The sequence below is a fragment of the Streptomyces sp. NPDC053513 genome, from assembly GCF_044544765.1.
In the GTDB taxonomy this organism is placed as follows: Bacteria; Actinomycetota; Actinomycetes; order Streptomycetales; family Streptomycetaceae; genus Streptomyces; species Streptomyces litmocidini.
In genome coordinates this window covers 1-22838 of record NZ_JBITXP010000016.1, presented here as the reverse complement: position 1 = coordinate 22838, position 22838 = coordinate 1, and the positions used below count along the sequence as shown (strand labels likewise).

Genomic DNA, 22838 nt, shown 5'->3' with positions numbered 1-22838 from the left:
TGACGCACGAGAGAGGCAAAAGGTTTCGCCCGGGGTGGGGGCGAACGAGGCCCGCGCACCGGCGGAACGGACAGTTCCAGCCATCCGTGCAGGCCGGAGAAATGGCACACCATCAGGTGTCCTACGCCACAGTGGTCAATCCCAACTCCAGCAATACCAGGACATCTCATGATCAAGGATCACTCGACAGGCTGAAAATCGCTCGGACACGCCTTCGGAATGGCCGTGATGCAGTAGTAGGCTCGCGCCGCCGTTTGTTGAAATTCAAGGTTGACGCCGCGTGTTGACGCCGGCGATCACGAACGTGAAGGACCCCCGTGGCGAGACGGGGGCCGAGCTGGGGGAGGCCATGCGCTTTCGCGGGAAGTCCATCCGCAGGAAGATCGTGGCGTTGCTGCTCGTACCGCTCGTCTCCCTCACCGGCCTGTGGGGTTTCGCCACGGTCCTGACGGGCCGCGAGGCCGACCAGCTCCTCGACGTCGGCTACATCGTCGACAAGGTCGGCTACCCCCTGGAGGACACCGCCCGGGTCATCCAGATCGAACGCCGCCAGTCGCTCATCTACCTCGCCGACCCGCGCGGCTCCAACGCCCTCGCCTCCCTGCGCGAGACCCGCCGCGCCACCGACCGGCAGATCGCCCGCATCCGCGCCAACGCCGCCGACCCCGGCGTGCGCGAGGAGATGCGGCCCGTCACCACCCAGCGGCTCAACTCCCTCCTCGACGCGTTCGACGGCCTCGCCTCGCTGCGCCGCTCCGTCGAGACCCGCGGCATCGGCCGCATGCAGGCCCTCGAGTTCTACAACCGGCTCGTCGACCCCTGTTACAGCTTCCTCATCACCCTCCACGCCCTCGAGAACGTGGAGATGGACAAGCAGGGCCGCGCCCTCGTCGGCATCACGCGTGCGCGTGAGCTGCTCTCCCGAGAGGACGCCCTCGTCCTCTCGGCGCTCGTCGCGGACCGCGTCACCCCCGAGGAGACACGCGCGATATCCGACCTCGTCGCCAACCGCGTGGCGTTCTACGAGGTCAACCTCGAACTCCTGCCCTCCGCCGAGCGCGAGCGCTTCGAGAAGTACTGGCGCAGCCCCGACACCCAGCCGCTGCGCACCGCCGAGAACGCGATCATCGAAGAGGGCCCCACCGACACCCCCCGCGCCATCACCGCCGAGCGCTGGCAGGACCAGGCCAGTCCCGTCCTCGACGACCTCGCCCGCGAGAACACCGCCGCGGGCGACCGCTACCAGGAACGCGTCAAGCCCGCCGCGTACAGCGTCCTCCTCAAGGTCGGCGTCGCCGGCGTCCTCGGCTTCCTCGCCCTGCTCGCCTCGATCGTCATCTCCGTCCGCATCGGCCGCGTCCTCGTCCGCGACCTCCGCCGCCTGCAGAAGGAGGCCCAGGAGGTCTCCGGCGTCCGACTGCCCAGCGTCATGCGGCGCCTCGCCGCCGGCGAGCAGGTCGACGTCACGACCGAGGTGCCCCACCTGCGGTACGGGGAGGACGAGGTCGGCCAGGTCGGCCAGGCCCTCAACACCCTCCAGCGCGCCGCCGTCGAGGCCGCCGTCAAGCAGGCGGAACTCCGCCGCGGCGTCTCCGAGGTGTTCGTCAACCTCGCCCGCCGCAACCAGGTCCTGCTCCACCGCCAGCTGACCCTCCTCGACACCATGGAGCGGCGCACGGAGGACACCGACGAGCTGGCCGACCTCTTCCGCCTCGACCACCTCACCACCCGCATGCGCCGGCACGCCGAGGGCCTCGTCATCCTGTCCGGCGCCGCCCCCTCCCGCCAGTGGCGCAAGCCCGTCCAGCTCATGGACGTGGTCCGCGCCGCCGTCGCCGAGGTCGAGGACTACGAGCGGATCGAGGTGCGCCGCCTGCCCCGCCTCGGCGTGGGCGGACCCGCCGTCGCGGACCTCACCCACCTCATCGCCGAACTCCTCGAGAACGCCACGGTGTACTCGCCCCCGCACACCGCCGTCCAGGTCCTCGGCGAGCGGGTCGCCAACGGCTTCACCCTGGAGATCCACGACCGCGGCCTCGGCATGAACCCCGACGCCCTGCTCGACGCCAACCTCCGGCTCGCCGAGACCCCCGAGTTCGAGCTCTCGGACACCGACCGGCTCGGCCTCTTCGTCGTCAGCCGCCTCGCCCAGCGCCAGAACGTCCGGGTCTCCCTGCAGACCTCCCCGTACGGCGGGACCACCGCGGTCGTCTTCATCCCGGCCGCGCTGCTCACCGACGCCCCCGAGACCCAAGGCGCCGGATTCCGGCTCGACCGAAAGGCCCTGGACGAGCGCGGGCGCCCGGGGCGGACCGACGACGCGTCCGCCGACGGCGGCGCCCTGCCCACCCGCAGGCCCGCCCTCACGAAGGTCCCCGACGTGACCGAGGCGCCCGGACCGCTGGACGGCCCCGTCGAGCTGGAGGCCCCGCTAGGCACCGAGGACTTCGACGTCCTCCTCGACCGGTCCGCGGACCTCCTCGACAGCGACAGCGAGCGCGGCGGCCTCTTCCGCCCCCGCGACCGGCGCCGCACGGGACGCGCGCCGGCCGGCGAGCAGCACGAGCAGGCCCCGGACCGGACGACGGGCCGCGGCGAGCAGGACGCGCCCGCCGACGGCACGCGCCTCGGGCCCGCGCGGCTGCCGCGCCGCCGCACCCCGACGCTCGTCGTGGACCACGGCCGCCGCCTCGACGAACCGGACGGCGCCCACGCCCAGGCCGACCGCGCGCACCCGCAGCCGGGCCGCGCCCACGCCCAGGCCGACCGCGCCCAGCCGCAGCCGGACCGCGCGCACCCGCAGGAGCACCGCGCGGACTTCCCGCAGGACGACCGGCGCGGAGCGCGGCCGGGCGACCGGCCGGGGCTCCCGCACGGCGACGGGCGGGGCGTCCTGCCGGGGCCGGGCGCCGGTCCCGTCCTCGTCCCCGTACCACCGGAGGGACCCGTGCCGCCGGAGAGCCCGGAGCAGTTCGGCGGCCTGCCCCGCCGCGTCCGCCAGGCCAGCCTCGCGCCCCAGCTGCGCGAGGCCGAGGGCCCGGCCGGCCGCGGCGCGGGAAGCCGCGCCGACGCCCGTACGGGCACCGGAGCGCGGTCCGAGGGGCCCGACTCCTTCGAGCGCGACGCCGAGGAGGTGCGCGCCCGCATGGCCGCCATGCAGCGCGGCTGGCAGCGCGGCAGGCGGGACACCACAGAGCCGGACGACCCGACAGCACCAGGAACGACACCCGAGGGGGACGGTCGATGACCGCACCGAACGCCGCAGCAACCAGCACGACCTCCGGACCCGGACGCGGAAACGGCGAGCTGAACTGGCTCCTCGACGAGCTCGTCCAGCGCGTCGGCTCCATCCGCAAGGCCCTGGTGCTCTCCAGCGACGGACTCCCCACCGGTGCCTCCCAGGAGCTCACCCGTGAGGACGGCGAGCACCTCGCCGCCGTGGCCTCCGGCTTCCACAGCCTCGCCAAGGGCGTCGGCCGCCACTTCGAGGCGGGCAAGGTCCGCCAGACGGTCGTCGAGCTGGAGGACGCCTTCCTCTTCGTCACGGCCGCCGGCGACGGCAGCTGCCTGGCGGTGCTCGCGGACGCCGACTCGGACGTCGGCCAGGTCGCCTACGAGATGACGCTGATGGTGAAGCGGGTCGGGGCCCACCTCACGACGGCTCCCCGGACCGGCCTGCCCTCGGGAGGGTGAGTGGGACGGCATGAGTGACGAAGCCGAGCGCGGCCGGCGGGAACGGGGCCAGACCCCCGGCCCCCACCACTGGTTCGACGACGAGGCCGGGCCGGTGGTCCGTCCGTACGCGATGACCCGCGGCCGGACGAGCGCCGCCGGCCGCCACCGGCTCGACCTGATCGCGGTGGTCGTCCCCGAGCCCGCCGCCGACGACCCCGGCCGGGACCAGACGCTCTCCCCGGAACACGTGGAGATCGTCGAACGCTGCTCCGAGCAGCCCCAGTCGATCGCCGAGCTCGCCGCAGGACTCGACCTCCCCGTCGGGGTGGTACGGGTCCTCGTCGGCGATCTCGTCGAGGACGAACTCGTCCACGTGACCCGCCCCGTTCCGCCGGCCGAGCTGCCGGACGTGAGCATCCTTCGCGAGGTGATCAATGGCCTTCGGGCGCTCTAGCCGCAAGAAGTCGTTCGTCGAGCCGGTGACCCTGAAGATCCTCGTCGCCGGCGGGTTCGGGGTCGGCAAGACGACACTGGTGGGCTCGGTCAGCGAGATCAGGCCCCTGCGGACCGAGGAGATCCTCAGCGAGGTGGGGCGGCCCGTCGACGACCTGCACGGCGTCGAGACCAAGACGACCACCACGGTCGCCATGGACTTCGGCCGGATCACCCTCCGCGAGGACCTCGTCCTCTACCTGTTCGGCACCCCGGGACAGGACCGCTTCTGGTTCCTGTGGGACGAGCTGGCCCAGGGCGCCCTGGGCGCGGTCGTCCTCGCGGACACCCGCCGCCTGGAGGACAGCTTCGCCGCCATCGACTACTTCGAGCGGCGCGGCATCCCGTTCACGGTGGCCGTCAACTGCTTCGAGGGCGCCCAGCGGTACCCGGCGGAGAGCGTGCGCGGCGCGCTCGACCTGGACCCCGAGGTGGAGCTGCTGATGTGCGACGCCCGGGACCGCGAGTCCGTGAAGAACGTCCTCGTGGCGGTCGTCCAGCACGCCCTGGTCCTCGCGGACCGCGGCCCCGCCGCCGTCACGACCTGACGGCGGGGGCGCCCGGCGCGCGGCCGGGCCCACCACGGCCCCGGCCCGCTCAGCGCACCGCCACCACCGCCGAACCGTGGCCGAACAGGCCCTGGTTCGCGGTGATCCCGGCCCTCGCCCCCGGCACCTGCCGGTCGCTGGCCGTGCCGCGCAGCTGCCAGGTCAGTTCGCAGACCTGCGCGATCGCCTGGGCGGGCACCGCCTCCCCGAAGGAGCCGAGGCCACCGCTGGTGTTGACCGGCAGGCGCCCGCCGAGGGCAGTGGCGCCCTCCCGCAACAGCTTGGCGCCCTCGCCCCGCGGGCAGAGCCCGATGTCCTCGTACCACTCCAGCTCCAGGGCCGTGGACAGGTCGTACACCTCCGCGAGGGACAGGTCCCCGGGCCCGAGCCCCGCCTCCTCGTAGGCGGCGCGGGCGATCGAGGCGCGGAAGGCGTGCGGGGCGGGGGAGACGGCCGCCGCCGAGTCGGTCGCGATGTCGGGGAGGTCGAGCACCGCCTCGGGGTACGTGGGGGAGACGGTGGACACCGCCCGGATCCGGACCGGGTCGGGGTGCCCGTGCCGGCGCGCGAACTCCATGCCGGACAGGACGAGCGCGGCGCCGCCGTCCGAGGTGGCGCAGATGTCGAGGAGCCGCAGCGGATCGGCGACGACGGCGGAGGCCGCGACCTCCTCGGCGGTCACCCGCCTGCGGTAGCGGGCCAGCGGATTGAGCGCCCCGGCCGCCGCGTTCTTCACCTTCACCCGGGCGAAGTCCTCGGCCGTGTCGCCGTACAGCGCCATCCTGCGGCGCGCGTAGAGCGCGAAGTACGCCGGGTTGGTCGCCCCGAGCACCCGGAACCGCAGCCAGTCCGGGTCGTCGGGCCGCTCGCCGCCGGCCGGGGCGAGGAACCCCTTCGGCGTCGCGTCCGCCCCGACGACCAGGACCACGTCCGCGAGCCCCGCCAGGATCTGGGCGCGGGCGGCGCCGATGGCCTGGGCGCCCGAGGCGCAGGCGGCGTACACGCTGGTGACCCGCGCCCCCTGCCAGCCGAGGGCCTGCGCGAAGGTCGCCCCCGCCACGTATCCCGGATATCCGCACCTCATGGTGTCGGCGCCGACGACCGAGTCGACGTCGGACCACCGCAGACCGGCGTCGGCGAGCGCGGCGCGGGCGGCGGCCGTCCCGTAGGAGACGAAGCTCCGGCCCCATTTGCCCCAGGGGTGCATCCCGGCCCCGAGGACGGCGATGTCGTTCACGACCGCTCCTCCCGGTCCGCCGTGGTGACCGGCCGCCAGTTCCAGGTGGTCCAGGTGTGCTCCTCGTCCTCGTTCAGGACGCCCGGCACCACCTCGACCTCCATCCCGACGGCGAGGTCGGCCGTCGTCACGCCCGGCGCCGCCTGCCCGAGGACCACCATCGCCTCGGCCGCGAGCTCGACGGCGACGAGGGTGTACGGCTCCCAGGGCGCGTCCGGATCGGAGACGTACGGGGCGGGCGGGCGGTACCGGCCGTCGGTGTACGACCAGACCCGGCCGCGCGGCGAGAGCGGCACCTCGGGCAGCTCGCCGCCGCCCGGGCAGCCGGGGTTGCGGCACCCGTCGTCCTCCCGCGGGAAGAAGACCGACGCGCAGGCCGTGCAACGGGTGCCGAGCAGCCGGAACTCCGCCTCCGGCACGGTGTCGTCGGTGAACCAGCCGGCCACCACCGGTCTGCGCGTCCGTGCCATCGGGACCTCCCGTGATCTGACGAAGCGTCAGAAGTGTGCCACGGGCGGCCGGTGCTGAGAAGGGCTCAATGCCCGGCCACCGACCTCCGGGCCACGGGGAAGTCGAAGAACGTGGCCGGGAACGGCTCCGGCTTGAAGGTGAAGTGCCACCACTCCTCGGGCAGGTTCACGAACCCCTGCTCGGCGAGCGCGCCCTTGAGCAGCTGCCGGTTGGCCCGCTGCTCGCCCTGGATCCGCGGGTCGTCGGTGTGCGAGCGCGTGTCGAAGCAGTCGTACCCGGTCCCCATGTCCACCGAGTTGTCCGGGAACCGCTCCCGCCGGGGCGCCCAGCACTCCACCAGCTCCTCACCCGGCACGTACGCGCGCGTGGGCACCGCCGGCAGCCGCACGATGGTGAGGTCCACCGTGGAACCCCGGCTGTGCCCGGACCTCTCCGCGATGTAACCGTCCGCGAACAGCCTCGACTTGTCGACGAGCGGATAGAACTCCTTCTTCATCCGCTCGTCCTCCAGGTCCTTCGCCCAGCGCACGAAGTGGTCCACGGCCCGCTGCGGCCGGTAGCAGTCGTACACCTTCAGCGTGTACCCCCGGGCGAGCAGCCGGAGCTGCGCGCGGTGCAGCGCCTCGGCCGCCGGACGGGTCAGGATGCACAGCGGCTGCCGGTAGCCGTCCACCGGCTCGCCGACGAAGTTGTGCGCGGTCGTGTAGCGCATCTCCTGGAGGATCGTCCGGTCCACGGAGCCCAGGGCCACGAACTCCCGTGGCGCCTTGGGCTCCGGCGCGGCCGAGGCCGGGGGAGCGGGGGCGGCGACGGCTCCGGTGACGGCGAGCAGCCCGGCCGCGGCCGTGACGGCGAGGGTACGGAGGGCGGTTGCGAGTCCTGTCATGCGCACCGTCTATCAGTTCCGGCAGCGCCGGGAAAGGGCGATCGCGTACGGTCGGGCCGTGAAGGACACCCACTGCTCCGCCTGCGGCGCCGCCCACCTCCCCGACGCCGGCTGGCCCCGCACCTGCCCGGCCTGCGGCCACACCGCCTACCGCAACCCGCTGCCCGTCGCCGTCGCCCTCCTCCCCGTCACCGACGCCACGGGAACGGGCCTCGTCGTCGTCACCCGCACCATCGAACCCGCGCGGGGCGGAGTCGCGCTGCCCGGCGGCTTCATCGACCACGACGAGGACTGGCGCGCCGCCGTCGCCCGCGAACTGCGCGAGGAGACCGGCATCCCCGCCTCCGCCGAGGAGGTCCGCCTCGCCGACGCCCTCAGCTCACCGGCCGGCCACCTCCTCCTCTTCGGCCTCCTCCCGCCCCGCCCGGCCGCACAGCTCCCGCCGTCGGCCCCGACGGACGAGACGAGCGGCCACCATGTGCTCAGGGCCCCCGGTGAGTTGGCCTTTCCACTGCACACGGAGGCGGTACGGAAGTGGTTCGGCGGAGCCTACGGGTGACCCGGTGGCGGATGCCGGACCCGCCCACCGGATCCCCCCCTCACAGCCCCCGCACCCGCACCGCCGGCCCCGGCTCCTCCACCCCGTCGTCCGTGACGCGCTCCACCACCACCCGGCCGTCCACGAGCCGCGACTGGTACCGCTCGATCGAGGCCGGCTCCCAGCCGTCCCCGGTGTCCCGCACGACGAGCCCGCCACCGGTCCGCCCCGCGGCGGGCGCCCACACCTCCAGGACGAGCTCGTCCCCCTCGCCCCGCACGGGCAGCACGGCCCCCGCCCGGGCCAGGACCGGCACCCGGGAGAGCGGCGCGTCGAGCAGGACCTGCCCCGGACCCTCGTACGCCCGCCCCGTCGCCGTGTCGTACCAGCGCCCGCGCGGCAGCCGCACCGCCCGCCGGTCCGCGCCCCGCGTCAGCACCGGCGCCACGAGCAGCGCGTCGCCGAGCAGGAACGCGTCCTCGCAGTCGCGCAGCGCCCGGTCCTCGGGCGTCCCCCACCACACCGGGCGGACGTACGGCGCGCCCGTCATCCGGGCCAGCCGGGCCAGCGTCGTGAAGTACGGCCGCAGCCGCTCCCGTTCGGCCAGCGCCACGCGCGCGTGCTCCAGGACCTCGGGACCGAACTCCCACGGCTCCCGCCGCCCCGCGTCGATCGCCGCGTGCGTACGGAAGAAGGGCAGCCACGCGCCCAGCTGGTACCAGCGCAGGAACAGCTCCGGTGAGGGACTGCCGTCGAAACCGCCCACGTCCGGCCCCGAGTAGGGCACCCCGCACAGCCCCAGGCCCAGGACGAGGGAGAGCGAGGCCCGCAGCCCCGGCCACCCCGTCGCCACGTCGCCGGACCAGGTGCCCCCGTACCGCTGCATGCCCGCCCAGCCGGAACGCGAGAAGAGGAAGGGCCGCTCGTCGGGGCGCAGCCGGCACAGCCCCTCGTACCCGGCCCGGGCCATCGCGAGACCGTACACGTTGTGCGCCTCCCGGTGGTCGCCGCCCCGGCCCTCCAGCGCGTGCCGCGTCGAACGGGGCAGTGTCGGCTCGCCGAAGGGGACGAAGGACACCGGCTCGTTCATGTCGTGCCACACCCCCGCGAAGCCCTGCCGGAGGCGCTCCTCGTACAGGCCGCCCCACCACTCCCGCACCGCGGGGTCCGTGAAGTCCGGGTAGGCGCACTCGCCGGGCCACACCACCCCGCGCGCCTCCTGACCGCGCGCGTCCTTGACGAAGGCGTCCACCGCCACCCCGCCGTCGTACACCGGGTCGCCCGGTTCGGCCTTCACCGCCGGGTCCACGATCGACACCAGGCGCACGCCCTGCTCCCGCAGCTCCTCCGCGAGCCCCGGCAGATCGGGGAACCGCTCCCGGTCGACCGTGAACACCCGGTGCCCGTCGTAGTGATCGATGTCCAGGTGCAGGGCGGACAGCGGCAGCCCCCGCTCCCGGTACCCGGCCACCACCCGCCGCACCTCCCGCGCGCTGCCGAAGCCCCAGCGCGCGTGCTGCGGCCCGAGCGCCCAGGACGGCGGCAGCGCGGGCGCGCCGGTCAGCGCCGCCCAGCCGTGCAGGACGCGCGCGGGGGTGCCGACGACCACCCAGCAGCGCAGCGGCCCGCCCGTCATCCGCACCTCGCTCGTCCCCGGCCGGTCGTGCCCGGAACCGGCCCCCTCCTCGCCCTCGGCCAGGGTGACCCGGCCGTCCCAGGAGTTGTCGTGGAACGCCAGGTGCGTCCCCGCGTCCGAGACCACGAACTGGACGGGCATGGTCAGGTAGAGCGGATCGTCGCCGGGACCGAAACCCCGCTGGGGGTCGGTGTTCCACAGCCGGTACGTGCCGTCCCGCAGGCGCGGCCCCGCCGCCCTCCCGCCGAGCCCGAAGAACCGGGCGTCGGCCGGCACCTCGCTGCGCTGCACCCACCGCCCGCCCCCCGCCGCCGGTCCGGCACTCCCGTCCGCCGCGGGCCCGGCGCCGTCGCCCGCCACCGCCCCCGTACGACCGCCCGCCCCCGGTCCGGCGTCCTCGGCCGCCACCGGTTCCCACCAGCGCGGCGGCAGGTCCCGGCGGAGCAGCACCCCGCCCGGAGTCCGGAGCTCCACCGCCCCGTGCCGGGAGACCGTCACCGTCACCCGCTCCGACACGATCCGCCACCCGCCGTGGGTGTCCGGTTCGAGGGAGGCCCGCGGATCCGCGTCGGGCGCCTCGCCCGCCAGGGCGTACGAGGGAAGCGGTTCCGCCCCGTCCCACCCCCAGAACACCGTGCCGCCCGACGACACGCGGATCAGGAGCGAGGACCGGGCGAACCGGACGGTCCCCCCGCCCGGAGCCGGCTCCGCCTCCACCGCGAGCCCCGGCACCCTGGCCCGCTCCGCCCCCCTGGGCGGCAGCCCCCACGCGTCCGTACGGCGCTGCCGCCACGCCGACCACACCGCCCGCATGCCCTGCACCGAACCGAACACCTTCATCGAACGCACCAGTTCACGACCGTCCATGCAGCTCAGCCTGCCACCCGCCGGAGCGCGAACCGGTTCCGTTCAGCTGCCGTTCACCCGTGGTGGGAGCACATGTTCAACTGCCCGACCATGGGCGGGCAGACCTGGTGCGATCGACGATCACATGGCATCGTCCTGTCAGCCGCGTCACGCGCACACCCCCGCACGTGCGCGAGACACACGCAGACCCGCGTACAGCCAGGGAGACGCCCCAAATGACATCCGCAGCGCCGACCGAGCCGCTCTGGCAGCCGGACGAGGAACGCATCGCCACGGCCGCCGTCACCCGCTTCCAGACCTGGGCCGCCGAGCACCACGGCGCCCCGGCCGAGGGCGGGTACCCGGCGCTCCACCGCTGGTCGGTCGAGGAGCTGGAAGCCTTCTGGCAGGCCGTCGTCGAGTGGTTCGACCTCCGCTTCTCCACCCCGTACGAGCGGGTCCTCGGCGACCGCTCCATGCCCGGCGCCGACTGGTTCCCCGGAGCCACCCTCAACTACGCCGAGCACGCCCTGCGCGCCGCCGACGAGCGCCCCCATGACACGGCCCTGCTCCATGTGGACGAGACACATGAGCCCACACCGATCACCTGGGGCGAGCTCCGCCGCCAGGTCGGCTCCCTCGCCGCCGAGCTCCGCGCCCTCGGCGTGAACCCCGGCGACCGCGTCAGCGGCTACCTGCCCAACGTCCCGCAGGCCGTCGTCGCCCTCCTCGCCACCGCCGCCGTCGGCGCCGTGTGGACCTCCTGCGCCCCCGACTTCGGCGCCCGCAGCGTCCTCGACCGCTTCCAGCAGGTCGAGCCGGTCGTCCTGTTCACCGTCGACGGCTACCGCTACGGCGGCAAGGAGCACGACCGCCGCGACACCGTCGCCGAACTGCGCGCCGAGCTCCCCACCCTCCGCGCCGTCGTCCACATCCCGCTCCTCGGCACCCCGGCCCCCGAAGGCACCCTCGACTGGGCCGACCTGGTCGCCGCCGACGTCGAGCCGGTCTACGAGCAGGTGCCGTTCGCGCACCCGCTGTGGGTGCTGTACTCCTCCGGCACGACCGGTCTGCCGAAGGCGATCGTGCAGTCCCAGGGCGGCATCCTCGTCGAGCACGTCAAGCAGCTGGGCCTGCACTGCGACCTCGGCCCCGAGGACGTGTTCTTCTGGTACACCTCCACCGGCTGGATGATGTGGAACTTCCTCGTCTCCGGCCTCCTCACCGGCACGACCGTCGTCCTCTACGACGGCAGCCCCGGCTACCCCGACACCGCCGCCCAGTGGCGGGTCGCCGAGCGCACCCGCGCCACCCTCTACGGCACCTCCGCCGCGTACGTGATGGCCTGCGCCAAGGCGGAGGTCCACCCCGGCCGGGACTTCGACCTCTCCGCCGTGAAGTGCGTCGCCACCACCGGCTCCCCGCTGCCCCCCGACGGCTTCCGCTGGCTCCACGACGAGGTCCGCGAGAACCTGTGGATCGCCTCCGTCAGCGGCGGCACGGACGTCTGCTCCTGCTTCGCGGGCGCCGTCCCCACGCTGCCCGTCCACATCGGCGAGCTCCAGGCCGCGGGCCTCGGCACCGACCTGCAGTCCTGGGACCCCTCCGGGAAGCCCCTGATCGGCGAGGTCGGCGAACTCGTCGTCACCAACCCCATGCCGTCCATGCCGATCCACTTCTGGAACGACCCGGACGGCAGCCGCTACCGCGACAGCTACTTCGAGATGTTCCCGGGCGTGTGGCGCCACGGCGACTGGATCACGATCACCGACCGCGGCTCGGTCGTCATCCACGGCCGCTCGGACTCCACCCTGAACCGCCAGGGCGTCCGGATGGGAAGCGCCGATATCTACGAGGCCGTCGAGCGCCTCCCCGAAATCCGCGAGTCCCTGGTCATCGGCCTGGAGGAACCGGACGGCGGCTACTGGATGCCGCTCTTCGTGCACCTCGTGGACGGCGTCGCCCTGGACGACGAACTGATCGACCGCATCAAGCGGACGATCCGCAGCGAACTCTCCCCGCGCCACGTCCCCGACGAGATCATCGAGGTCCCGGGCGTCCCGCACACCCTCACCGGCAAGCGCATCGAGGTCCCGGTCAAGCGCCTCCTCCAGGGCACCCCGCTGGCCAAGGCCGTAAACGCCGGCTCGGTCGACGACCTCGGCCTCCTCCACTTCTACGAGACCCTCGCGGCCAACCGCCGGGGCTGAGCACACGACCGGGGCCCGCCGATCCGACCGGATCGGCGGGCCCCGGTCCTTCTCCGGTCAGTCCTTCGGCAGCTCGCCGCGCGCGGGGGCGGCCGCCTTGGCGAGCACGGCCGAGACGCCGAGGACCGTCCCCGCCCGCCCGGCCGACGTGTCCTCGGTGAGCACCGTGCGCTCGCCGAGGAACGCCGACGTCGTCCGGTCGAAGATCCACTGGGTCTGCTCGCCGTGGGAGGCACGGGCCACCGCGACGCCCTCGCGGCCGGCCGCGTCCTTCGCGGACGGCAGCACGGTCACCCCGGGGATCCGCGCCGCCGCCTCGTACAGCGCGGCGGTGACCTTCGGCGGCGCCCAGGTCTCGGCGAGCAGGGTCCCGATCGCGGTGAACGCCCGCTGATCGGCGTCGCCCCCGTCCGCGCGCGTCTGGTCCCGGATCAGACGCAGCAGCACCGCAGGATCCGTGGGAAGGGCCGCCACGTACGCGTGCGTCGGGTTCGTGACGGAGGGCGGAGCCGTCTCCATGCTGGTCTTCCGGGGCGTGGCCCCGGGGTGGTCCAGCTCGTACACGGGTGCCTCGGCGCCCAGTTCCGTGTCGGCGGCGCCGGGCTCGCGCAGCAGACCGGGCCGGCTGCCGTCGACGGAGAGCCACACCTCGCGCCGGTGCGCGGCCGGCAGCACGGCGGTGCCGCCGGCCGCGTCGCGCCCCGCGTGGGCGACGAGGCTCCTGACGTAGACGTACCCGCCGGGCCGGGCGTCCGGCGCGGGAGCGGACGCCGCGGCGAGCGCGGCACCGGACAGGATCCGCACGGCCTCGGGCGAGGGGGCCTGCCCGACGGAGACGCGGCCGGGGGTCCCGGTGGAGCCGTCCTGGGGCGCGAGCACGGCCACTCCGGCGACGACCGCGCAGGCGGCCATCGGCGCGGCGATCCAGCCGAGCCGCAGCCCCTGGCGGGGACGGCGCGCACGCGTCGGACGGGCGGCCGTGGCGTCCCCGCCGGCCAGGGCGGTCCGCAGGACGGCGTGCCTGAGGTGCTGGTTCCGCTCGGCCGTCAGATCGGGCACCGGAGGCGGGGGCAGCAGCTCGGTGAGCTCGGCACGCAGGAGCTCGTCCGCGTCGGCGCGCGGCGGGCGGGGGGCGAAGGCGTTCATGCCTGGTTCTCCGAGGTGGGTCGGGGCGCGGGGGCCGGGCGGACGGACGAGCGGACGGAGAGGGAGCCGGGTACGGCGGGGGAGGGGGGAGCGGGTGCCGCTGCGGGACCGGGCACCGGCCCGGGCACGGACGCGGGCGCCACCAGGAATCCGGTCACGACTCCCGACGACTGCACCGGCACCCCGGGGGATCCGGACGCCCTGGTGGTTCCAGGCCTTCCCGGGGCTCCGGACGCCTCGGGAGCTCCGGACGTCCCGAGGGCTCCGGACGCCCCGGCGGCCCCGGGCGCCGCGACGGAACCGCGTGTCCCCTCGGCGGCGGAAGGCGGGCCCTCCGTCCCGGCCGGAGGGCCGCCGGGGGCGGAGCGTCCGGCCGAGCGGACGGCGGCAGCGGCGGACCTCTCCCGGCGCCGCGCCGCGCGCAGTTCGGCCTCGGCGAGCTTCCGGAGCCGTTCACGGGCCCGGGACAGCCGGGAGCGGACGGTGCCGACCGGGATTCCCAACGCCTCCCCGGCCGCGGCGTAGTCCAGACCCGCCCACACCACGAGCGTGAAGACCTCGCGCTCGCGCCGCCTGAGCTTCCCGAGCGCGACGCGGGCGGCCCGGATCTGCTCCGTGTCCGTCATCCGGCCGAGGACGTCGTCGGCGAAGTCCGGCAGGACGCCGCGCTCGGGGATCCTGGCGAGCGCGGCGTCCCGCCTGCGGGCCTCGCGGGCCGCGCCGCGCATGATGTTGGTCGCGATGCCGAGCAGCCACGGACGCAGGCTGCCGCCGTCGGCGTGCACCTTCCCGCGGCAGCGCCAGGCCTCCAGGAACGCGGCGGACACGACGTCCTCCGCGGCCGCCCGGTCCCCGCAGACCCGGTAGGCGTAGTGGTACAGCACGCGTGCGTGCTCGTCGTACGCCTCGCCGAGCGCCGTGGGGTCCCCGGCGCGGAAACGATCTCTCATAGGTGATTCCACATCTGGCACTGGGCGATGGTTCGGCGGGGTTCCCGTGACCTGGACCACAGGCCCCCACCGCACCCCGACGATGTGGCCCAGGTCACGGGAACGCCCCGCCCGTCGGGAGCAGTGCTGGGCATGAACGATTCCTCGACACACAGCCGTACGCCCGACAGCACCGTCGGCCCCCGTACCGCCGAACCCCGTACCGCGGGCCGCCGCACCGTCCTGCGCGCCCTGGCCCTCGCCGGAGTCCTCGCGGGCACGACCTTCTCCGCCCTGCCCCCGGTCGCCGCGGCGGCCTCCGGGGCCCCCGAGACGCACACGCTGACGATCCGGCACCTCGACCGCGCGGGCCACGCCACCGGCGGGTACAGCACCCACGTCACCGGCATCTCGGGCCCCGGGGCCCAGGAGGAGGCCACGCCCTACGACGAGTCCGGCACGGTCACCCTCCGCCTGCCCGAGGGGCGCTACCTGCTCGACTCCACGCTGTACGGCACCGATCCGGCGACCGGCACCGACTGGGTGGTCCAGCCCCGCCTGGACCTGAACGGCGACACGACCGTCACCGTCGACGCCCGGACGACCGCCCCGGTGGACGTCCGTCCGCCGGAGCCGGGCGCGCGCCGCCTGAACGGCATCGGGTTCGTCGAGGTCACCCATGAGGGGACCACCCGCTCGGCGAACATCCTGACGGCCCGCGAGGGCCTGCGCGTGGCCCACCTCGGCCCGGCCTCGGAACCGGGTTCGGTCAAGGAGTGGTTCGACACCTACTGGTCCGGCACCCGCTCCGACTACGCACTCGGCTACACCTTCACCTCCGACCGCGCCCTCACCGGCCTCGTCCGGCACCCGGCGGCCGACAGGCTGGCCACCCTGAAGATCCGGGGTGCCGCTCCCGGGGGCGCGGGCGGCACCGGGTTCGTCTCCGTCCAGCCCAGCGCGGGCCCCACCGTCGGCCTCGCGCAGCCGCTCCAGCTCCCCGGCACCGCCACCGTCCTCGTCACCCCGGAGCGCGGTCTCTGGGACGTCGCCCTCACCGGCCCGGCCGCCCCCGAGACACCGCCCAACCGCTACGAGGAGAACGGAATCGCGGTCCACGCGGGCGCGACCACCACCCACACCTTCGACAACGCCGTCTTCGGCCCCGCCCTCGACACGAGGCCCGGTGCCCGGCCGGCCGGCGTCCGCGACGGCGACAGGATCGCGCTCGACCTCCCGCTGCTCGCCGACGGGGACGGCCACGCCCCGAGCGCACCGCGCTTCCGCACCGCGACCACCACGCTCCACCGCGACGGCGCCCTGATCGGCACCCGCCGGGGCGAGCCCGGCCGCGCCGAGTTCACGACCACCCCCGGAGCGGCCTCGTACCGGCTGACCGCCTCGGCGACCCGGGGCGACGGCTCGCCGTCGAGCGAGCGCGTCACCGCCTCCTGGACCTTCGCCTCGGCCGCCACCACCCGCCCGGCGGCCCTTCCCCTCAGCACCGTCCGCTTCGCCCCGGACCTCGCCCTCGACGGCACCGCCCCGGCCGGGACCGCGCTCCGCGTGCCGGTCACCGTCCAGGGCACGGCCGTTGAGGCCGGCGTCCGGTCCCTGACCGTGTCGGTGTCCACGGACAACGGCACCACCTGGACCCGGGTCCCTGTCCTCGACGGCCGGGCGGAATTCCGCACCCCCGGCCCGGGCCGGTCCGTCTCGCTCCGCGCCGAACTCACCGACGCCCGGGGCAACACGCTCACCCAGACCCAGCGCAACGCCTTCCGCACCCGCTGAACCGACACCGACCGGACGCTCCGGGGAGGGCCGACGCCCTCCCCGGAGCGTCCGCGCGTCCCGGCCACGCCACGGCCCGGCGGGTCGTCACCCGCCGTACGTCGCCTGAGCGTCCCCCAGGACCTCGGCGAAGTCCGCCGCGAGGCGCAGGGCGTCCGCGGGCGCGAGCGTCGCCGTCGTGATCCGTACGGCCGGCGGGGCCGCGATGCGGAACCGCGCCCCGGCGGCGACCCACCAGCCCTGCGTCCGCAGCCCGTTCACCACCGCCGACTCGTCCCGCACGGGCACCCACACGTTCAGACCGCTCGCCCCGACCGCATGGATCCGGTACGCGCCGAGCGCGCCGATCAGCGCCGCGCGCCGCTCCGCGTACGCCTCCTCGCCCGCCGCCACCAGTCTCCGTACCGCGTTGTCGGCGAGGAGACCGGCCACCGTCTCCTGCAGGACGTGACTGACCCAGCCCGAGGTCATCAGCATCCGTCCGTCGTGCCGTGCCAGCGTCACCGCGTCGCAGGCGACCCCGGCCCAGCGGAGATCGATGCCGAGGTGCTTCGACACGGTCCGCACCTGCGCCCACCGGGCCGGCCCCGCCGCTGCCAGGGTGTACGCCGCGGCTCCGCCGACCTCCGCGTTGTGATCGTCCTCGACGACGAGCACCTCCGGGAACTCCCGGAGCACCGCGGCCAGTTCGTCCCTACGCGCGCGCGTGAAGAACGCCCCGGTCGGACACTGGCCCCGCGGACTGCACACCACCGCGCGCGCCCCGCCCCGCAGCGCGGCCCGCAACGACTCCGGCACCAGCCCCTCGCCGTCCACCGCCACCGGGACCGTCCGCAGCCCCAACGCGGGCACCAGGTCGAGCAGATGGTGGAACCCGGGGTCCTCCACCGCCACCGCGTCCCCGGGCCGCAGCTCCGTCGACAGCAGTCGCGCGATGCAGTCGAGGGCGCCGTGTGCGAACGTCACGTGCTCCGCGGGCACCCCGTCCCGCTCGAACCAGGCCCTGGTCAGCGCCTCCAGGTGCGCGAGCCGCGGGGCGGCGCGATGGGACCCGTACACCGGGGCGACGGTCGCCGGGGGCCGCAGGACGGGGAGGAACGCCGGGTCCGGGTGTCCGCCGGCCAGGTCGACCAGACCGGCGGGCACGCGCGGCGGGCGCCGGGAGGCCACCGACGGCACCTCCGCGACCACGGTCCCGCCCCGGCCCCGCGTGACGATCAGCCCCCGCTGCCGCAGCTCCTTGTAGGCCGTGGCGACGGTCCCCGGACTCACCCCCAGCTCGTCGGCGAGCCGCCGCACCGGCGGTAGGGCGTCGCCCGGGGCGAGCCCGCCCTCGGACACGCCCCGCTCCACGGACGCGGCAATCCCCTTGGCCGTCGCCCCTTCGATCGCATATTGTGCTGCCACGTAATCAAGTATGTATCAATACAAAGCAGTCGGCAAGGGGGACCCATGAGCCGCAGCACCGCACGACCCGCCCGCCCACCCCTCAAGGACCGCGTCCCCGGCGGCACCGACGGCCGCCGCATGCTCCTCATCGGCTTCATCGACAAGTGCGGCACCGGACTCTGGGCCACGGCCATGGCCCTCTACTTCACCTACGTCACCGGCCTCGGCCTCGGCCAGGTCGGCCTCCTCATCGCCGTCTCCGGCGCCGCGGGCATAGCGGGCGCCCCCCTCGGCGGCCGCCTCGCCGACCGCTTCCCCCTCGTCCGCGTCATCATCTGCACCCAACTCCTCCGCGCCGCCGCCCTCCTCGCCCTCCTCACCACCGACGACTACCTGCTGCTCGTCCTCTTCTCCGCGGCCGGCGCCCTCCCCGACCGCGCCACCAACGTCCTCACCAAGCTCTACGCGGCCCGCGTCGCCGGCCCCGACCGCGTCCGCTACCAGGCCGTCAACCGCACCATCTCCAACATCGGCTGGACCCTCGGCGGCCTCGGCGCCGCCGCCGCACTCGCCGTCGGCACCACCACCGCCTTCCACCTCCTGCTCGTCGGCGACGCCCTGTCCTACCTCGTGATGGCCGCCCTCACCCTCCGCTGCGCCGAACCCCCCGCCCCCACCGCCTCACGCGTCGCCGCCGCCTCCACCGACCCGGCCCCCGCCACCAAGGCGTCCAACCCCTGGCGCGACCGCGGCTTCCTCGCCTTCACCACCGGCGACGCCGTCTTCTTCCTCCACGACTCGATCCTCCAGGTCGCCCTGCCGCTCTGGATCGCCCACGCCACCGACGCCCCCGTCGGCCTGGCACCGCTCCTGATGGTGGCCAACAGCGCCCTCGTCGTGCTCTTCCAGGTCCCCCTCTCCCGCTTCGGCACCACCACCGACGCCGCCCGCCGCCTCCTCGGTCCGCTGGCCGGCCTCTTCGCCGTCGGCACGCTCGCCCTCGCCGTCTCCGCCCTGGGCGGCCGCACCCTCGCGATCACCGCCCTCGTCACGGCCGCCGTCGCCCTCACCTTCGCCGAGATGATCCACACCATCGTGTCCTGGGAGATCTCCGTCGCCCTCGCCCCCGACGACGCCCAGGGCGCCTACCTCGGAGTCCACGGCCTCGCCCAGTCCACCCAGCGCTTCGCGGGCCCCCTCCTCATGACCGGCCTCGTCTCCACGGGCCCCCTGGCCTGGCCCCTCCTCGGCGCCGTCCTGGCCGCCACCACCGCCGCCCAGAACCACCTCGTCCGCCGACGCCTCACCGGAACGTCACTGTCAGTGCCGAAGGTTACGGTGAGTGAGCACTGATCGGAGCGTCACCAGGGGGAGACATGACCCGCACCGGCACCACCACCGCACACCTCCGCCGCGCCCTGCGCCGCGAGATCCCCAGCACCGTCGGACTCCTCGCCGACGAGCACGACTTCGCCGCCATGCGCCAGTACCGGACCTTCGCCTTCGACGACCACGCCACCTACCTCCGGCAGGTCGAGGCCCTCCTCAAAACCCTCTCGACCCAGGGCGGCCACACCACCGTCACCCTCTTCGACCCCGAGGAGTACGCGGCCTGGTGCGCCGAGACCGGCACCGACCCCGACCACCCCACGAGCCGCAGCCGGTTCACCGCCCACCTGGCCATCACCGGCGCCCGCGTCACCTACACCGGCCAGCCCCTCACCACCCTCCTCCCCGAACTCGTCGACACCGCCGTCCGCCAGGCCACCTGGGAGTACGCCACCACCGTCCTCGCCACCGCGGGCGACTGCGCCACCTGCGGCGAGGACATCGGCAAAGCCGCGTACGAGCGGGCGGGCCGCCTGCTCCTACGACTGCTCGAAGCCGCGGGACCCGGCACCCACCACCTCGTCTGCAGCGTCCAGGCCGCCGACGACCAACTCCTCGCCGTCCTCCACACGCACGGCACCACGCCCCCCGAGGACGCCACGGGCCCGGAGTTCACCGCCGTGCTCGCCACCGGCATCGCCCTCGCGGCACCCGGCGGAATCGTCCTGCGCACCACCACACCCGACGCCCCCGACCGGCTCCACGGCTGGCGCCTCACCGACGGCACCCTCACCCCGCTCACCGAGGCCGAGGTCTTCGCCGCCTACTGCACCGACGCCCGCACCGGCGAGCCCCTCTCCCCGGAACCGGGCGTCGAGTACCACGCCGGCCTCCCCCTCGCCCCCGACCCCGACGACGACTGGCCCGCCCACCACTGACCCCACCCACGACGAAGGGGCTCCCCGCCACCAGATGACGGAAAGCCCCTTCGCCGAGCACCTCGGGGATCACTCCCCGGACAGCACCGCCTGCGCGGCGAGCCGCGCCTCGTGCGCCGTGTCCGCGGCACGCGCCGCGGCCGCGGCCCGCTCGCACTGCGCCAGCGTGTACTTGGCCAGCGTCGCCCGCACGTACGGAATCGACGCCGCACCCATGGACAGGGAGGTGACCCCCAGACCCGTCAGCACACACGCGAGCAGCGGATCCGAAGCGGCCTCACCGCAGACACCACAGCTCTTGCCCTCGGCCTTGGCCGCCTCCGCGGACAGCGCCACCAGGTCGAGCAGCGCCGGCTGCCACGGATCCTGCAGCCGGGACACCGCACCCACCTGACGGTCGGCCGCGAAGGTGTACTGCGCCAGGTCGTTGGTGCCCAGCGACAGGAACTCGACCTCCTGGAGGATCGAGCGCGCCCGCAGCGCGGCCGAGGGGATCTCGACCATCGCACCGAACTTCGCCCGCAGCCCCGCCTCACGGCACGCGTCGGCGAACGCCTTCGCGTCCGTACGGTCGGCCACCATCGGAGCCATGACCTCGAGGTACACCGGCAGCCCCTCGGCCGCCTTCGCCAGCGCGGTCAGCTGCGTCCGCAGCACCTCCGGGTGGTCGAGCAGCGTCCGCAGACCCCGCACCCCGAGCGCCGGGTTCGGCTCGTCCGCCGGCGTCAGGAAGTCCAGCGGCTTGTCGGCACCCGCGTCGAGCACCCGCACGACCACACGGCCCTCGGGGAACGCCTCGAGAACCTTGCGGTACGCCTCGACCTGCTTCTCCTCCGACGGCGCCTTCTGGCTGTCGTCCAGGAAGAGGAACTCCGTACGGAACAGACCGACGCCCTCGGCACCGGCCTCCACCGCCGCGGGCACGTCCGCCGGACCGCCGACGTTGGCCAGCAGCGGCACCTTGTGACCGTCGGAGGTCGCGCCCGGACCGCTGGACGTGGCCAGCGCTGCCTTGCGCTCGGCGGCCGCCTTCGTCAGCTCCGCCTTCTTCTCCTCGCTCGGCTCCACGAAGATCTCACCGGTGGAACCGTCGACCGCGATGAGCGTGCCCTCGGCCAGCTCACCCGCGCCCGGCAGCGCCACGATGGCCGGCACGCCCAGCGCCCGCGCGAGGATCGCGCTGTGACTGGTCGGACCGCCCTCCTCCGTCACGAACCCGAGTACGAGGGTCGGGTCGAGCAGCGCCGTGTCGGCGGGCGCCAGGTCCCGCGCGATCAGCACGTACGGCTCGTCGCTGTCCGGCACGCCCGGCATCGGCACGCCGAGCAGCCGCGCGACGATCCGGTTCCGCACGTCGTCCAGGTCCGCGACCCGGCCCGCCATGTACTCGCCGGCACCCGCGAGCAGCTCGCGGTAGTGCGAGAAGGCGTCGTAGATCCCGCGCTCGGCCGTGCTGCCGACCGCGATCCGGCGGTCGACGTCGGCGATGAGCTCCGGGTCCTGGGCGATCATCGCCTGGGCCTCCAGCACCGCCTGGGCCTCGCCACCGGCCAGATTGCCCCGGGCGATCAGGTCCGCGGCCACGGCCTCCACGGCCTGACGGGCGCGCCCCTGTTCGCGCTCCGCCTCGTCCGGGGGGATCTGCTTGGCCGGCGGCTCCAGCACGGCCGTACCCATGTGCCGGACCTCGCCGATCGCCACTCCGTGGCTGACGCCGACGCCTCGCAGCGTTGTCTCCATCTCACCCGTCTCCGATTGAGCGACGGCCCCGGCCGCCGCGTTGAATGTCGAACTCGCGGTCGTCACGAGGACGGACCGGCTCAGTGCCAGCCGAAGAGCACGTCTTCGGCCTTCACATCGCCGTCCTCGACGAGATCGGAGAGCGAGTCCGCGGTGGCCTCCAGGGCCACGACGGGACAGATGGGGGACTTGCCGAGGGCCTCGACCGCGGCGGGGTTCCACCGGACGACGGCCTGTCCGCGCGTCACCCGGTCGCCCTTGGCGACGAGCAGCTCAAAGCCCTGCCCGTTGAGCTGGACGGTGTCGATGCCGAGATGCGTCAGCACCCCGTGCCCCTCGCCGTCGACGACGACGAAGGCGTGCGGGTGCAGGGAGACGATGACCCCGTCCACGGGGGAGACGGCCTCCGACGCCTCACGTACGGGATCGATGGCGGTACCGGGACCGACCATCGCACCGGAGAAGACCGGGTCGGGAACTGCGGCGAGACCGATGGCGCGTCCAGCAAGCGGCGACGTCACGGTTGTCATGGGAAGCCTCCCAGGGGCGGAGATCGTGTGGCGCCGTCACTGCCTGTCCTGGACGGCGCATACTGTTGTGCAGCGTATGTCATAGGAAGTCCCGGTTCCGCACGAGACGTACCAATTGTGCGGAGCTAGGGACTACCGGAACGATTTGCCTCTACTGACGGTGGGATGTACTGTCGTACTCCTGCCTGACCCCAACGCGGCCTTGAGTCGCGGGTCGGCAGCACCTATCAAGCCAGATCCTAACCCCAGTGGTCTACACCTCTGCGTGCTCGCAGGGGACGTGGTCAGGGGGACCGAGAAAGCCTGGTAATGTTCAACCCCGCCGGGAACGGAAAGCGCGAATAGCGAATTCCAATCCAGGCAGCCCGCTCCAGCGGGCGGCGGAAACGGAAATCGGGTCTGCTAAGCTGGAAACGAAGGAAGCGCCCGGAGGGCCCGGAAACGGGACCGAAGGAAGCGTCCGCACCTTGAGAACTCAACAGCGTGCCAAAAATCAACGCCAGA

At 74.2% G+C, this 22838-nt stretch carries 19 protein-coding genes; 9 read left to right on the top strand and 10 right to left on the bottom strand.

Annotated features, from left to right (window positions below):
• Positions 1 to 349 precede the first annotated feature (349 nt).
• The 4 genes from ACIGW4_RS25300 to ACIGW4_RS25285 are packed head-to-tail and all read left to right on the top strand — an operon-like array spanning position 350 to position 4715.
• A complete protein-coding gene (locus ACIGW4_RS25300; protein ID WP_399583047.1) occupies positions 350 to 3247 on the top strand; it encodes a nitrate- and nitrite sensing domain-containing protein in 2898 nt (965 codons plus the stop codon).
• Entirely contained in the window at positions 3244 to 3693 is a 450-nt protein-coding gene (locus ACIGW4_RS25295) for a roadblock/LC7 domain-containing protein (RefSeq protein ID WP_123450214.1), read from the top strand. Before ACIGW4_RS25300 ends, ACIGW4_RS25295 begins: the two co-directional genes overlap by 4 nt.
• A 10-nt stretch (positions 3694 to 3703) precedes the next feature.
• Positions 3704 to 4129 carry a DUF742 domain-containing protein gene (locus tag ACIGW4_RS25290; protein WP_123450212.1) on the top strand — a complete coding sequence of 142 codons (426 nt, stop codon included), beginning with the start codon at positions 3704 to 3706 and terminating at the stop codon, positions 4127 to 4129.
• Entirely contained in the window at positions 4110 to 4715 is a 606-nt protein-coding gene (locus tag ACIGW4_RS25285) for an ATP/GTP-binding protein (protein ID WP_123450210.1), read from the top strand. The genes ACIGW4_RS25290 and ACIGW4_RS25285 overlap by 20 nt, the downstream gene beginning before the upstream one ends.
• 49 nt (positions 4716 to 4764) lie before the next feature.
• Here the strand turns inward: ACIGW4_RS25285 and ACIGW4_RS25280 are convergent, their stop codons facing one another.
• The 3 genes from ACIGW4_RS25280 to ACIGW4_RS25270 all read right to left on the bottom strand — a co-directional run bounded on the left by ACIGW4_RS25280 (position 4765) and on the right by ACIGW4_RS25270 (position 7309).
• On the bottom strand, positions 4765 to 5922 hold the full coding sequence (locus ACIGW4_RS25280; RefSeq protein WP_399583045.1) for a lipid-transfer protein: 1158 nt from the start codon (positions 5920 to 5922) through the stop codon (positions 4765 to 4767).
• A 26-nt stretch (positions 5923 to 5948) separates the two neighbouring features.
• Positions 5949 to 6422 (bottom strand): Zn-ribbon domain-containing OB-fold protein, encoded by a 474-nt coding sequence (locus ACIGW4_RS25275; protein WP_123450208.1) that lies wholly within the window; start codon positions 6420 to 6422, stop codon positions 5949 to 5951.
• Positions 6423 to 6487: 65 nt separating this feature from the next.
• Positions 6488 to 7309: a M15 family metallopeptidase gene (locus ACIGW4_RS25270; RefSeq protein ID WP_399582976.1), complete on the bottom strand. Its 822-nt coding sequence runs from the start codon at positions 7307 to 7309 to the stop codon at positions 6488 to 6490.
• Between ACIGW4_RS25270 and ACIGW4_RS25265 the strand changes: the two genes are divergently transcribed.
• Positions 7308 to 7868, top strand: coding sequence for an NUDIX domain-containing protein (locus ACIGW4_RS25265; RefSeq protein WP_123450206.1), 561 nt, complete (start codon positions 7308 to 7310; stop codon positions 7866 to 7868). The genes ACIGW4_RS25270 and ACIGW4_RS25265 overlap by 2 nt on opposite strands.
• 40 nt (positions 7869 to 7908) lie before the next feature.
• Here ACIGW4_RS25265 and ACIGW4_RS25260 read toward each other — a convergent pair whose 3' ends face one another.
• Positions 7909 to 10350: a glycoside hydrolase family 31 protein gene (locus tag ACIGW4_RS25260; protein ID WP_399582974.1), complete on the bottom strand. Its 2442-nt coding sequence runs from the start codon at positions 10348 to 10350 to the stop codon at positions 7909 to 7911.
• Between the two features lie 215 nt (positions 10351 to 10565).
• On the opposite strand from ACIGW4_RS25260, the gene ACIGW4_RS25255 reads away from it, so the two are divergent.
• Positions 10566 to 12539 (top strand): acetoacetate--CoA ligase, encoded by a 1974-nt coding sequence (locus ACIGW4_RS25255; RefSeq protein ID WP_359591969.1) that lies wholly within the window; start codon positions 10566 to 10568, stop codon positions 12537 to 12539.
• A 57-nt stretch (positions 12540 to 12596) separates the two neighbouring features.
• Here the strand turns inward: ACIGW4_RS25255 and ACIGW4_RS25250 are convergent, their stop codons facing one another.
• Positions 12597 to 13685, bottom strand: a complete 1089-nt coding sequence (locus tag ACIGW4_RS25250; protein ID WP_399582972.1) for a CU044_5270 family protein — start codon at positions 13683 to 13685, stop codon at positions 12597 to 12599.
• Entirely contained in the window at positions 13682 to 14635 is a 954-nt protein-coding gene (locus ACIGW4_RS25245; protein WP_398713001.1) for an RNA polymerase sigma factor, read from the bottom strand. The genes ACIGW4_RS25250 and ACIGW4_RS25245 overlap by 4 nt, the downstream gene beginning before the upstream one ends.
• Before the next feature lie 132 nt (positions 14636 to 14767).
• Between ACIGW4_RS25245 and ACIGW4_RS25240 the strand changes: the two genes are divergently transcribed.
• Positions 14768 to 16408 (top strand): serine protease, encoded by a 1641-nt coding sequence (locus ACIGW4_RS25240; protein ID WP_399582970.1) that lies wholly within the window; start codon positions 14768 to 14770, stop codon positions 16406 to 16408.
• A gap of 87 nt (positions 16409 to 16495) precedes the next feature.
• Here the strand turns inward: ACIGW4_RS25240 and ACIGW4_RS25235 are convergent, their stop codons facing one another.
• Positions 16496 to 17815, bottom strand: coding sequence for an aminotransferase class I/II-fold pyridoxal phosphate-dependent enzyme (locus ACIGW4_RS25235; RefSeq protein WP_399582968.1), 1320 nt, complete (start codon positions 17813 to 17815; stop codon positions 16496 to 16498).
• A 45-nt stretch (positions 17816 to 17860) separates the two neighbouring features.
• Here ACIGW4_RS25235 and ACIGW4_RS25230 point away from each other — a divergent pair, with 45 nt between their 5' ends.
• Together ACIGW4_RS25230 and ACIGW4_RS25225 are read left to right on the top strand one after the other, a co-directional pair.
• Positions 17861 to 19150, top strand: coding sequence for an MFS transporter (locus ACIGW4_RS25230; protein WP_399582966.1), 1290 nt, complete (start codon positions 17861 to 17863; stop codon positions 19148 to 19150).
• A 23-nt stretch (positions 19151 to 19173) separates the two neighbouring features.
• Positions 19174 to 20064 carry a hypothetical protein gene (locus ACIGW4_RS25225; RefSeq protein ID WP_399582965.1) on the top strand — a complete coding sequence of 297 codons (891 nt, stop codon included), beginning with the start codon at positions 19174 to 19176 and terminating at the stop codon, positions 20062 to 20064.
• A 69-nt stretch (positions 20065 to 20133) separates the two neighbouring features.
• Here ACIGW4_RS25225 and ptsP read toward each other — a convergent pair whose 3' ends face one another.
• The 3 genes from ptsP to ACIGW4_RS25210 all read right to left on the bottom strand — a co-directional run.
• Complete coding sequence (gene ptsP, locus ACIGW4_RS25220) at positions 20134 to 21804, bottom strand: phosphoenolpyruvate--protein phosphotransferase (protein WP_399582963.1); 1671 nt, start codon at positions 21802 to 21804, stop codon at positions 20134 to 20136.
• An 80-nt stretch (positions 21805 to 21884) separates the two neighbouring features.
• Positions 21885 to 22334 (bottom strand): PTS glucose transporter subunit IIA, encoded by a 450-nt coding sequence (locus ACIGW4_RS25215; RefSeq protein WP_123450187.1) that lies wholly within the window; start codon positions 22332 to 22334, stop codon positions 21885 to 21887.
• 284 nt (positions 22335 to 22618) lie between these two features.
• Positions 22619 to 22838 (bottom strand): hypothetical protein (locus ACIGW4_RS25210; RefSeq protein ID WP_359591978.1); only part of this gene is annotated, 220 nt, incomplete at its 5' end.

Bases quoted from the DNA above. Each gene is read 5' to 3' on its own strand.
- ACIGW4_RS25300 (WP_399583047.1), top strand. From the start codon at position 350: ATGCGCTTTCGCGGGAAGTCCATCCGCAGGAAGATCGTGGCGTTGCTG.
- ACIGW4_RS25295 (WP_123450214.1), top strand. From the start codon at position 3,244: ATGACCGCACCGAACGCCGCAGCAACCAGCACGACCTCCGGACCCGGA.
- ACIGW4_RS25290 (WP_123450212.1), top strand. From the start codon at position 3,704: ATGAGTGACGAAGCCGAGCGCGGCCGGCGGGAACGGGGCCAGACCCCC.
- ACIGW4_RS25285 (WP_123450210.1), top strand. From the start codon at position 4,110: ATGGCCTTCGGGCGCTCTAGCCGCAAGAAGTCGTTCGTCGAGCCGGTG.
- ACIGW4_RS25280 (WP_399583045.1), bottom strand. From the start codon at position 5,922: ATGCACCCCTGGGGCAAATGGGGCCGGAGCTTCGTCTCCTACGGGACG.
- ACIGW4_RS25275 (WP_123450208.1), bottom strand. From the start codon at position 6,422: ATGGCACGGACGCGCAGACCGGTGGTGGCCGGCTGGTTCACCGACGAC.
- ACIGW4_RS25265 (WP_123450206.1), top strand. From the start codon at position 7,308: ATGCGCACCGTCTATCAGTTCCGGCAGCGCCGGGAAAGGGCGATCGCG.
- ACIGW4_RS25270 (WP_399582976.1), bottom strand. From the start codon at position 7,309: ATGACAGGACTCGCAACCGCCCTCCGTACCCTCGCCGTCACGGCCGCG.
- ACIGW4_RS25260 (WP_399582974.1), bottom strand. From the start codon at position 10,350: ATGGACGGTCGTGAACTGGTGCGTTCGATGAAGGTGTTCGGTTCGGTG.
- ACIGW4_RS25255 (WP_359591969.1), top strand. From the start codon at position 10,566: ATGACATCCGCAGCGCCGACCGAGCCGCTCTGGCAGCCGGACGAGGAA.
- ACIGW4_RS25250 (WP_399582972.1), bottom strand. From the start codon at position 13,685: ATGAACGCCTTCGCCCCCCGCCCGCCGCGCGCCGACGCGGACGAGCTC.
- ACIGW4_RS25245 (WP_398713001.1), bottom strand. From the start codon at position 14,635: ATGAGAGATCGTTTCCGCGCCGGGGACCCCACGGCGCTCGGCGAGGCG.
- ACIGW4_RS25240 (WP_399582970.1), top strand. From the start codon at position 14,768: ATGAACGATTCCTCGACACACAGCCGTACGCCCGACAGCACCGTCGGC.
- ACIGW4_RS25230 (WP_399582966.1), top strand. From the start codon at position 17,861: ATGAGCCGCAGCACCGCACGACCCGCCCGCCCACCCCTCAAGGACCGC.
- ACIGW4_RS25225 (WP_399582965.1), top strand. From the start codon at position 19,174: ATGACCCGCACCGGCACCACCACCGCACACCTCCGCCGCGCCCTGCGC.
- ptsP (WP_399582963.1), bottom strand. From the start codon at position 21,804: ATGGAGACAACGCTGCGAGGCGTCGGCGTCAGCCACGGAGTGGCGATC.
- ACIGW4_RS25215 (WP_123450187.1), bottom strand. From the start codon at position 22,334: ATGACAACCGTGACGTCGCCGCTTGCTGGACGCGCCATCGGTCTCGCC.